Genomic DNA, 10,348 nt, shown 5'->3' with positions numbered 1-10,348 from the left:
GTGCTGGCATCATCAATGGTGTAAATCTTCAGGTGGGTTAAATCCAACCGATTGGTTTCGGGATCGGGGGGGGGCGATTTCAAACAGCATTGCGCCACATCAAGAACCTGACTAGAAAAATAGGTGGGGAGTCCGGCGCGGCGCAAAAATAGATTTTCGTAAGGGTTCCAAAGACCCAAATCGACCAAGAGGTCGAATGCCGCTGGAGGCGTTGCCGGTCGCTCTAGAGTTTGTAGCAGCTCGGTCGCCCCAGCGCGATGGGGAGCATCTTCTCCTAAGGCTGCAAATCGTTCGACCACCTCCAGGCGCAAGCGATCGCGCTCGTTCCACTTCCCAGAACCGGCGGTGAGGGCTTGCCGAACTTTCTCCAGAAAATCTTGCCATTCCCGTTTCCGGAGGTGCTCGACTTCAATTTGGTGCTTGAGTTCGGCGACTTGGCTGCTGGAACGAGGTTCGTAGCGATCGCCTTTATTTTTAAAATAAATTTTGTCTTCGCACAGCATGCAGTGGGCCGCATAGCACGGAGGAGGACTGCGATCGCTAAACAGCAACTCGGCCATTTCTTGAGGATCGACCGCCGCGCTATCGTCGATGAGAATTTCCCAAGCCACCTCTAAACTAGACGGATCGAGGTAGGTTTTGACATCTTGACGGAAACTGGCAATTTCCGAACTCTTATAGGTTTGACCTTCAACGATATAGGAAATTTGCTTGGGGGTCAGGGTGCGAGACTGACCGACTTCGTCGATGGCAACCCAGTTTTTTTTGCCCTCGGGACGATCGAGAACGGCGAGGCGACGTTCTCCCTGGACGCGAAATTCGATTAGCTGACCCTTCTCCACCCGATGGTCTATCTCCTGTACGCAACCGTTGAACTCTAAATTCTTCGAGTTAGCAGCTCGACGTTCCAACAACTCGCCGATCTAACCGCTCGATTATCCTTCTTTATTGATAAACGGCAACAACGCTAGAATCCTAGCTCGCTTGATCGCTCGCGTCAAATCTCGCTGCTGTCTGGCGGTCAAACCGGTAATCCGACGGGGGAGAATTTTGCCTCGTTCGGTGATGAATTTTCGCAGCAGATCCACATCTTTGTAATCGATGGGATCGCCTGGTTTGATAGGAGAAACTCGGCGACGGTAAAAAGAAGACATATTCTACAACTGTATCTGAGATTAAATTCAATAAACGAAAAACGAATGACTTGAATGCCGGGGATGCCCGCTTACCTAAACGAGCAGCTCGCACTCACAACGATGCAAGAACCTCACCACCCTATTTCGTTTCCTTGTGTAGGGTATGGCGGTTGCAGTGGGTACAGAACTTCTTGATTTCGAGTCGTCCTGTTGTATTGCGGCGGTTCTTTTGCGTAGTGTAGCGAGACACACCCGGCGATCGCTTAGCGACGTTGGTGCGACATTCCGTGCATTCTAGCGTGATAATAATGCGAACGCCCTTGGCCATAACCTTTGTATTTCCCGATTGCTATTGTGCGAAATTTTAGACGCAACTTCCTATTGTTTCACACGCTGGCGAATTATCGCAACCCATTTTTTGACTTTAAGATCGAGGGAGTAGCCTCGGCGCGATCCGACGATCCGAGTGCCGCTGGCTCGATCGTGAAATGCCAGTTGCTCGGCCGGGTCGGCAAAGGCGATCCCGCAATCGATTCCCAGGGGAACCAGCAGGAGCACATACATCCCGGTGAGGGGCCCGAGGTTGGCCAATCCCGTTACGGCAAGCCATGCCCCAAACCCAGCGATCGCCTCTCGCTTGGACAGTTCGGCAAAACTGGGAAGACCCTGGTATCGCTCGTCGATGAGTTTGAGATCGAAGGCCCAGCGACCGGGACTCTGTCCGCGATTGCGCAGGGGCACGATCGCCCGCAAGCCGAACCAAACGATTAGAAAGGAAATCGCCCCCGCGAGGGAGAAAGTTCCGCCCCCGAGCAGCGCACTCAAAAAACTGGCGGCAAACACATCTGTCGCAAATGCCCATCCTCGCCTTCCCAGGGGAATTTTGGGCGCGCGAGAAGGGACCGAAGAGGTGAGGGCATCATCGTAATCCATAACAAAACAGCTCTGTTCGGTGGAGACTGAGGCGATCGAGTCTAGAAATGGGGAATCGGCTTTGGCTGACTTGAGTTTGCAGCCCAAATGTACGAACTTCCCTCAAAGGCGATCGTTTCTCTCTATTTTAAAGAAATTGGGGTCATCGAGATCGCCGCAATCTCGACTCGGGGGGTGCTGCCCCCGCCCTACACCCTCTTGTGCTATGCTAATTGGGATCGCAATCGCGCGATCGATGCCGTCAATTTGGAACGGAGGTGATGCCCATGCAAGATAGTAGTAGTATCCAGGGTCGTCAGATTGGACTTAGCCGGCTGCGTGCCGGAGCCGTTCTCTAAGATCGGCTTGTGTCTGTTTGCAGACTAAGTGAGAGTCCGCGCGAACCAAGTCGAGCTGGAGTTCCTTCCGGCAGTCAGGTTCCAGTCTGAAGACCCGCTAGACCGCTCCTACTTTTAGAGGTTGGGTATTTTTTAGTTACTCCGATCGCCGAGGAGGAGCGGATAGTTTTTCAAATCCGAACCGCGAGAACAAGTCCCAAATATTTTTGTTCTTGTCAAAGCGTCCAAAAGTTTAGTTAATTTTAATCGTGTAGGGTGCAAAATGTCATTGCTCGGCGATGAAGAAATTAGACAAAAAGCAAAGCAAATTCCCCAATGGAATTTAGACGGAAAAAACTTGACGCGAACGTTTGTTTTTCAAGACTTTGTCAAGGCGATCGAGTTCGTGAATCGTTTGGTGGAACCTGCCCAAACGTCCCAACATCACCCCGATGTGACGATTTCCTACAATAAAGTCACAGTCAGCCTCACCACTCACGATGCTGGCGGTCTGACAGAAAAAGATTTTGAACTCGCGCAAGTGATTTCGGGTTTGTAACACCAAGGCTTCTCAAGAATTGATGTTGAAGATCGCCCCTAGCCGAACCCGAGAACATTGAAAATCTCGAGGATTCTTTTTTCCTAGAAGAGATAGGCTATCGATGGGAGTGGTTCGGGGTTGGGAATTTCCAGAGCGACTCATGGGATGTTTTGGGAATTACCAAGAGCGAGAGAACAGCGCTCGTTCGAGTCAAATCTGACCGATCGTTGATTTTTTAACGATCGCGCCTCGCCAATAAATCCAGACCTATTACCTAAATCGGTACAACCGATGCCAGTCGATCGAACTCAACCGATTGAAAAACTACTCGAAATTGGTGTTGCCCTTTCTGGAAGCTACAAATTGGGCGAACTGCTGAACCTGATTTTATCCAAAAGTCGGGAAATTACCTGTAGCGACGCGGGAAGCGTATATTTGGTCGATCGCAGTGACTCTCAACCCAAACTCCTATTCAAAGCCGCTCAGAATGCTTCCCGTCCGTTTGTTTCGTTTCGGGAATTTGCCATTCCCCTGACTGATGAAAGTTTAGCCGGATATGTTGCGCTGACGGGAGAAAGCCTCAATATTCCAGATGCCTATTTCCTACCCCCAGAAGCTCCATACCACCTCAACCGCAATTTCGATCAAGATATTGGCTATCGCACCCGATCGGTACTAGTGTTACCCATGCGCGATCGCAAAGGGGAAACCATCGGCGTTTTGCAATTGCTCAATCGCAAGAAAAAACCGGAATTTTTACTCAACCCCGAGAACGTCGAGGAGATCGTCGAGCCGTTTTCCGATTGGGAAGAGCGAGTGGTGCGATCGCTTGCCAGTCAAGCCGGAATTTCCATCGAGCGAGATCGCATCCAGCAAGAAATCGAGCAGCTGTTCGAGGGATTCGTCAAAACCTCCGTGGAAGTTATCGAAGCTCGAGATCCCTCTACATCCGGTCATTCAGAGCGCGTTTCGCAGTTAGTCATTCGCTTGTGCGAACAGGTGAACAGCGCCACCACGGGGTCGTTGCGACGGGTTCATTTGAGCGATCGCCAACTTCAAGTGATTCAATATGCAGCCCGTCTCTACGATTGTGGCAAACTCGGCGTTCCCGAGGTGATTCTCACGAAATCCAAAAAGCTGTACCCCGAACAGCTCGCCTTGGTCAAACAGCGATTTGACTTCGTGCGGCGCACGTTGGAGCTAGAGTGCGCTCAAGCTAAATATCAGTATGCTGTAGAGCGATCGGGGGCCGGTGCTGGCGAACTTACTGCCTCCCTGACTCAACTTGACGAAGAACTCACCGCCTCCCTGGCTCGACTCGATAGATACTGGCAGATCGTCGAACGAGCCAACGAACCCCAGCAATCATCGGACGAACGACTTGGAGAACTCGAAGAAGTTTCCGAGTATACCTATCAAAACTTAGAGGGGAAGCCAGAGCCGTTGATTCGCGACAGCGAACTGAAACAATTGAGACTGACTCGTGGCAATTTAACCGCGCGAGAACGCTCGCGAATGGAAGCCCACGTTACTTACTCCTACCAGTTTCTCCAGCAAATTCCCTGGACGAAAAATTTGGCAAAGGTGCCCGAAATTGCCTACGCGCACCACGAAAAGTTAGATGGGAGCGGCTATCCCAAAGGTTTAAGAGATAAAGAAATTCCGATCCAGGCGCAAGTTTTAGCGATTGCCGATATATACGATGCGCTGACTGCTGGAGACCGACCCTACAAGCAAGGTTTACCCGTCCGAGAAGCCCTTGCCATTCTGCGCAAAGAAGCTCAGGAGACCAAACTCAACCTAGAACTGTTCGAGCTGTTTGAAGAGCGCCAAGTCTTTTCGATTCTCGGACATAGGTTGGCATTGGATGATGTGAAATGAACGGGGAGAACGTCAGGCGCAAGTAATCATCGTCTTGGAACGCATCAGCCAGCTTCGATACGAACTAGATGTTGCAAAAAGCTTTAAGGCAATGGTTGTATTCGCCCTGCCAAGGTCGGGATATAGCAACCGCCATATTAATAATGGATGGTGTTAGCGGGTAGGGGAATAAGTTAGCCGCAGACCGAACCAAATGATAACTAACCATCCGAATTTGAGATAATTTGATATCTTTAATTCTCTAATATGATGCGTCATAATACTAGAGGATTAAAGCATTCTGGCAATTCAAATTTAATGCAAACATAATCTGATTTTAACCCGATCGCGTCGTTTATATTCAAAAATATTGAAAGAGAAGAGTAAAAACTTATAAGAACTAAGTCTTATTTTAAAGCCAATTGCCCCACAGTTTTCCAGCAGACTCTCCATTCTCTAGCTCGATCGTATCCACTTCATTTTTGAATTGGACTGAAATTTCGATCTCGATTATCGAGTTAAAAAGGGAATGAATATCCAAAATAGACTTTAGAAATCGAAAAAGCTGTCACTAGGAGAATAACGATGAATCCGATCGCATCGCAAAATTTTAACAGTTTAGCCGATGGTAATGCATTCACCACCGATGGACTTGCAGATGGCGGACAATTGACCAACCTCGGTTCTTTTAACAATGACAGCAGCAACGGACTGACTTTTTCTACCTTTTGGTTTGATACCCGCAGTGTTGGCAGTGGTCCCGTCACACCCTCCAGCGACAGTAGTGATTTTATCGGGGTCAATTCCTTTGCCGGGTCGAGTTCTCCCGATGTTGCTGCCGATGGAACCTCTGTTGCTTCAGGGGTCGAACATAATTTTGAATTCAACGACAGCGACGGGCGATTGGATTTAGTGTTTGCAGCAGTGGATGTCACCGGCGAAGTCGATCGCCTCCTCAGTTTCGACTATTGGATTGCCGACACCAGTTACGAAAGCGACGATGCTTTCTTCTTTACCCTCAGCGACGGCATCAATTCCCAAACCTTCCTCAATTTCAGCGAAACGGAACTCGAAGCCAATGCCTCTGCCGATAACGGGAGTGCCAACTGGAACGGCGTTACCGTCGATTTAGACGACCTCATCGATAACCAGGGCTTTGGTGAAAATCTCACTTTAACCATTAGCGTCGATACCAATGCCAGCAGCGAGAATATTTTCGTCGATAACATCCTGTTTGCTGGGGATGCCGATGATGGTGGGAACGGCGGTGGAAACGGCGGTGGCGGTGACATTACCAAAATTCACGAAATTCAGGGAACCACCGATACTTCCGATACCGGAACCTATACCATCGAAGCCGTTGTCACCGAGGTATTTCCGGGACTGGGTGGGTTCTACATTCAGGAAGAAGATGCCGATGCCGATGCCAATCCCCTCACCTCTGAAGGATTGTTTGTTTTTTCGTCCGATCGCGTCAATGTTGGCGACACAGTAGAAATTACCGGGGATGTCGTCGAACAGTTCGGGCAAACCCAGATGAATCCCACCGCTATTACTGTCGTGGGAACCGATGCCCTACCGACTGCGACGACGGTTCGCTTTCCCATAGCCGATGTAGACGATTTGGAAAGCTACGAAGGAATGCTAGTAGACGTGCAAGCGGCATCGGGCGACTTGACGGTGACGGAACATTTCAATTTCGATCGGTTTGGGGAAGTTCTCCTCTCCTCCGGGGGACGCTTGGAACAGTTCACCCAAAATAACGCCCCCAGCGTTTCCGGCTTTGCGGCACATTTAGAAGATATCGCCGGGCGCAGCATCCTCATCGACGACGGACGCAACGGGCAAAACAACTTCCCCATCCCCAACGCCCGAGGCGGCAACAACCTCACCTCCAGCAATACTCTGCGCGGCGGCGATACTGTCTCCTCGGTAACGGGAATTCTCGGTTTCGGCTTTGGGAACTATCGCGTGCAACCCACCGAACCGATCGACTACCAAGCCACCAACCCCCGTCCGGCAGAGGCCCCCAACGTTGGCGGCAACGTCACGGTAGCCAGCTTCAACCTCCTCAACTACTTCAACGGCAACGGTATGGGGAGCGGCTTCCCCACGGCGCGAGGCGCAGAAACCTTTAGCGATTTCCAGCGCCAAACCGAAAAGCTGGTGACGGCGTTAGATAAACTCGATGCCGATATTATTGCCGTTCAGGAGGTAGAAAACGACTATGGCGACGGGGCAAATAGTGCCATTCAAGATTTGCTGGACGCGCTGAATGCCGAAACCGAACGCAACTATACTTATGTCGATCCCGGTGTCCCTCAGTTGGGTTCAGATGCGATCGCCGTGGGGATTATTTACGATGCCGATGTGGTGCAGGAGTCGGGAACGGCAGCATTTTTGAATACCCCCGGACTGTTCGACGGGGTGAACACCAACCGCACTCCCCTCGCCCAAAGCTTTGAAGTCATCGATGCGAACAATAGCGATTTCGGCGAAGAATTTACCGTGGCGGCGAACCACTTCAAATCCAAAGGCGATCGCAATGGAACGGCAACCGGGGCGAATGCCGATGCCGGAGACGGTCAGGGGAACTGGAACCAGCGTCGGCTGGATGGGGCAGATGCCGTCACCTCCTGGCTGGCGGCAGATCCCACGGGAAGCGGCGATGATGATGTTTTAATTATCGGCGATTTGAATGCCTACACCCAAGAAGATCCGATCGCGGCGATCGAAAATGCCGGATATACCAACATCGTCACTGGGGACTACTCCTTCGTCTTCAGCGGTCAGTGGGGTTCCCTCGATCGCGCTTTGGCTAACGGCAGTCTCGCATCCCAAGTGACGGGAGGGGCGAAATGGCACGTCAACGCCGACGAACCCGATGCCCTCGACTACAGCAGCGAATTTAACGACCCCAGCCTCTTCAATCCCAACGACGAGTTCCGCAACTCCGACCACGATCCGTTGGTATTGGGGTTGGATTTATCTTCTGACAGTGGTTGCAATCCCACCTCCGGAAGCGACGACCTCACCGCTTGCGCCACCTCGGGTGACGATGTGGTGAAAGCCCTCGGCGGAGACGACACCGTTAGTGGCGGGGAGGGAAACGACATTCTACGCGGGAATCGCGGAAACGACATCCTCGACGGGGAAGCGGGAGATGACACCCTGGGTGGAGGGACTGGTGACGATACGGTGACGGGTGGTGACGGTCGCGATCGCATCCTGGGTTGGACTGGAAACGACTTCCTCACGGGCGGTTCCGACAGCGACACGGTGCGCGGTGGCGACGGCGACGATACCTTGATTGGCGTTGACGATACCCTGGGAGCGTCAGGTACGGGGGAACGAGATATCCTTATCGGCGATGCGGGCGCGGATTTATTCGTCCTCGGCGACGAAAATGGCGCGTTCTACGACGATGGGGCGACGGTGGTTTCCGAAGGTTGGGCCGGTCGCGGTGTGGTGCGCGATTTCGAGGCTGGAACCGATACGATTCAACTGTTTGCTGGGGGAAGCTACGAGTTGCGAGAACGGAACGGCAACACCCAGATTTGGGAAGTCAGCGATCCGGTTCGGGAACTGATTGCGATCGTCCGAGATGCGTTTGCCCTGGATTTGGAGGGTTCTGAGTTTACGTTCGTGTAGCAATTTCCCATGAACTGTAGGGGTCAACGGCCGGATGTCGATCCCAACGATGATATTGGTTAACGAATAGAGTCATATTTGTTAACTGAATCTCGTCTCAATTAGCATCACTTGAAAACCTCGGTTTCTGTTTGAGATCGGGGTTTTAGAATATTGGATCGTCGATCGAGTCGATCGAACGGTTGCAATTTATCGCCGCAAAAATGCCTTATTGGAACTCGTCGCAACCTTATATGAAAGTGATGAATTGACCAGCCCGATTTTACCGGGTTTTCGCTGTTGTGTCAGTCAGTTGTTTTGAAAGTCTTTGGCAACAGATCGTTTTTCAAGAATATTTTCGAGATCGAGTTGATGACCATCACCGTTTCGTCTAACGGCATCAGTAGCATCGGGGAAATTAGATAGGGCAACAATCAACAAACCCCAGTGGAGAACCGGGGTATAATGGATAACATTTGAGATCGAAACTTACCCCAAGGCGCGATCGTGGAACTTTCTTGTAAAAGTGAATATGCAATGCTGGCTCTGCTGGCACTCGCCAACCATTACACCCAAGGCGAACCCCGGCAAATTCGGCAAATTGCCACCGAGCAACAGATTCCCGATCGATATTTAGAACAACTACTCGCCACCCTCAGACGGGGAGGTTTGGTGCGTTCCGAACGTGGGGCTAAAGGCGGTTATCTTCTGGCTCGAGAACCCTGGAAAGTCACCCTGCTCGAAATTGTCGAGTGCATTGAAGGCTTGAAAACGCGATCGTCTGCCACCAAGTCAAGTCCGAAAACGATTGAAAGCGCGATCGTGCGCGAAATTTGGCAAGAAGTGCGCCAAACCACCCACTCCGTCCTGCAAAAATATACCCTTCAAGATCTCAAAGAGCAACGAGATGCCAAGCAGCAACTCAATATTATGTATTACATCTAATCCATTAGATCTCATCGACCGAGCCATTACTTCGGTGCGATTCTCTGACGAAATCGTTATCTCAAAAAAAACGCTCCCAATCGAATTATTCCCACAATCATGATAAAAATTGCCCATAACATCACAGAACTTGTCGGCCGCACTCCACTGGTTCAATTGAATCGCATCCCCCAAGCAGAAGGCTGCGTCGCGCGCATCCTCGTCAAACTCGAAGGCATGAATCCATCTGCCTCCGTCAAGGATCGGATTGGGGTCAATATGGTCAATGCGGCAGAACGCGAAGGAACCATTGCCCCCGGTAAAACCATTCTGGTCGAACCGACATCGGGAAATACCGGTATTGCCTTAGCCATGGTGGCGGCGGCGAGAGGCTATCAACTCATTCTCACGATGCCGGACACCATGAGCGTAGAACGTCGGTGTATGTTGCAAGCTTACGGCGCACAACTAGAACTCACGCCGGGAACTGAGGGAATGCGAGGGGCGATCTCCCGCGCCCAAGAAATTGTGGAAAGTACACCCAATGCCTATATGTTGCAACAGTTCCGCAACCCGGCCAACCCCCAAATTCATCGAGAATCTACCGCCAAAGAAATTTGGGAAGATACGGAAGGTCAGGTGGATATTTTGATTGCGGGAGTGGGAACGGGAGGCACGATTACCGGAGCGGCTCAGGTGCTCAAGCGCCAGAAACCGACCTTCAAGGCAATCGCTGTCGAACCGGCCAACAGCTCGATTCTATCTGGCGGCAATCCCGGTCCTCACAAAATTCAAGGCATCGGCGCCGGTTTCGTGCCGCAAGTGCTAGATGTGGATATCATCGATGAAGTGGTGGCGGTGACTGACGAGGATGCGATCGCCTACGGTCGGCGTTTGGCGCGCGAAGAAGGTTTGCTCTCGGGCATTTCCACCGGTGCGGCATTGTGTGCAGCCGTTCGAGTTGCCCAACGACCGGAAAATGACGGTAAACTGATCGCTGTCTCTTA

Annotated in this window: 10 protein-coding genes and 1 pseudogene; 7 read left to right on the top strand and 4 right to left on the bottom strand. The window is 51.4% G+C overall.

Translation table 11 applies throughout. The features are described from left to right. The 4 genes and pseudogenes from IQ235_RS09320 to IQ235_RS09305 form a co-directional block, all read right to left on the bottom strand. A pseudogene (locus IQ235_RS09320) lies at positions 1-911 on the bottom strand (RNB domain-containing ribonuclease); the annotation flags it as partial. Positions 912-935: 24 nt separating this feature from the next. Next, positions 936-1,154, bottom strand: a complete 219-nt coding sequence (gene rpsR / locus IQ235_RS09315; protein ID WP_264321200.1) for a 30S ribosomal protein S18 — start codon at positions 1,152-1,154, stop codon at positions 936-938. A 121-nt stretch (positions 1,155-1,275) separates the two neighbouring features. Next, entirely contained in the window at positions 1,276-1,464 is a 189-nt protein-coding gene (gene rpmG, locus IQ235_RS09310) for a 50S ribosomal protein L33 (protein ID WP_264321199.1), read from the bottom strand. Positions 1,465-1,514: 50 nt separating this feature from the next. Beyond that, on the bottom strand, positions 1,515-2,156 hold the full coding sequence (locus IQ235_RS09305) for an RDD family protein (protein WP_264321198.1): 642 nt from the start codon (positions 2,154-2,156) through the stop codon (positions 1,515-1,517). Here IQ235_RS09305 and IQ235_RS09300 point away from each other — a divergent pair, their 5' ends adjacent. From IQ235_RS09300 to cysK, 7 genes are all read left to right on the top strand, one after another. Then, entirely contained in the window at positions 2,157-2,330 is a 174-nt protein-coding gene (locus IQ235_RS09300) for a hypothetical protein (RefSeq protein WP_264321197.1), read from the top strand. It abuts the gene before it with no gap. Between the two features lie 339 nt (positions 2,331-2,669). Next, positions 2,670-2,945 carry a 4a-hydroxytetrahydrobiopterin dehydratase gene (locus IQ235_RS09295; RefSeq protein WP_264321196.1) on the top strand — a complete coding sequence of 92 codons (276 nt, stop codon included), beginning with the start codon at positions 2,670-2,672 and terminating at the stop codon, positions 2,943-2,945. 273 nt (positions 2,946-3,218) lie between these two features. Continuing rightward, on the top strand, positions 3,219-4,808 hold the full coding sequence (locus IQ235_RS09290) for an HD-GYP domain-containing protein (protein WP_264321195.1): 1,590 nt from the start codon (positions 3,219-3,221) through the stop codon (positions 4,806-4,808). Between the two features lie 564 nt (positions 4,809-5,372). Further along, positions 5,373-8,438: an ExeM/NucH family extracellular endonuclease gene (locus tag IQ235_RS09285; RefSeq protein ID WP_264321194.1), complete on the top strand. Its 3,066-nt coding sequence runs from the start codon at positions 5,373-5,375 to the stop codon at positions 8,436-8,438. Between the two features lie 127 nt (positions 8,439-8,565). Then, a complete protein-coding gene (locus IQ235_RS09280) occupies positions 8,566-8,739 on the top strand; it encodes a Uma2 family endonuclease (protein WP_319592566.1) in 174 nt (57 codons plus the stop codon). Between the two features lie 182 nt (positions 8,740-8,921). Continuing rightward, entirely contained in the window at positions 8,922-9,362 is a 441-nt protein-coding gene (locus tag IQ235_RS09275) for an RrF2 family transcriptional regulator (protein WP_441373255.1), read from the top strand. A gap of 102 nt (positions 9,363-9,464) precedes the next feature. After that, positions 9,465-10,348 (top strand): cysteine synthase A (cysK, locus tag IQ235_RS09270; RefSeq protein WP_264321192.1); only part of this gene is annotated, 884 nt, incomplete at its 3' end.

Source organism: Zarconia navalis LEGE 11467, from assembly GCF_015207075.1.
Lineage (GTDB): Bacteria > Cyanobacteriota > Cyanobacteriia > Cyanobacteriales > Geitlerinemataceae > Zarconia > Zarconia navalis.
Note: the sequence above shows the minus strand (reverse complement) of the source record. Positions and strands in the feature narration are given on the sequence as shown.

Bases quoted from the DNA above. Each gene is read 5' to 3' on its own strand.
- rpsR (WP_264321200.1), bottom strand. From the start codon at position 1,154: ATGTCTTCTTTTTACCGTCGCCGAGTTTCTCCTATCAAACCAGGCGAT.
- rpmG (WP_264321199.1), bottom strand. From the start codon at position 1,464: ATGGCCAAGGGCGTTCGCATTATTATCACGCTAGAATGCACGGAATGT.
- IQ235_RS09300 (WP_264321197.1), top strand. From the start codon at position 2,157: ATGTACGAACTTCCCTCAAAGGCGATCGTTTCTCTCTATTTTAAAGAA.
- IQ235_RS09295 (WP_264321196.1), top strand. From the start codon at position 2,670: ATGTCATTGCTCGGCGATGAAGAAATTAGACAAAAAGCAAAGCAAATT.
- IQ235_RS09290 (WP_264321195.1), top strand. From the start codon at position 3,219: ATGCCAGTCGATCGAACTCAACCGATTGAAAAACTACTCGAAATTGGT.
- IQ235_RS09285 (WP_264321194.1), top strand. From the start codon at position 5,373: ATGAATCCGATCGCATCGCAAAATTTTAACAGTTTAGCCGATGGTAAT.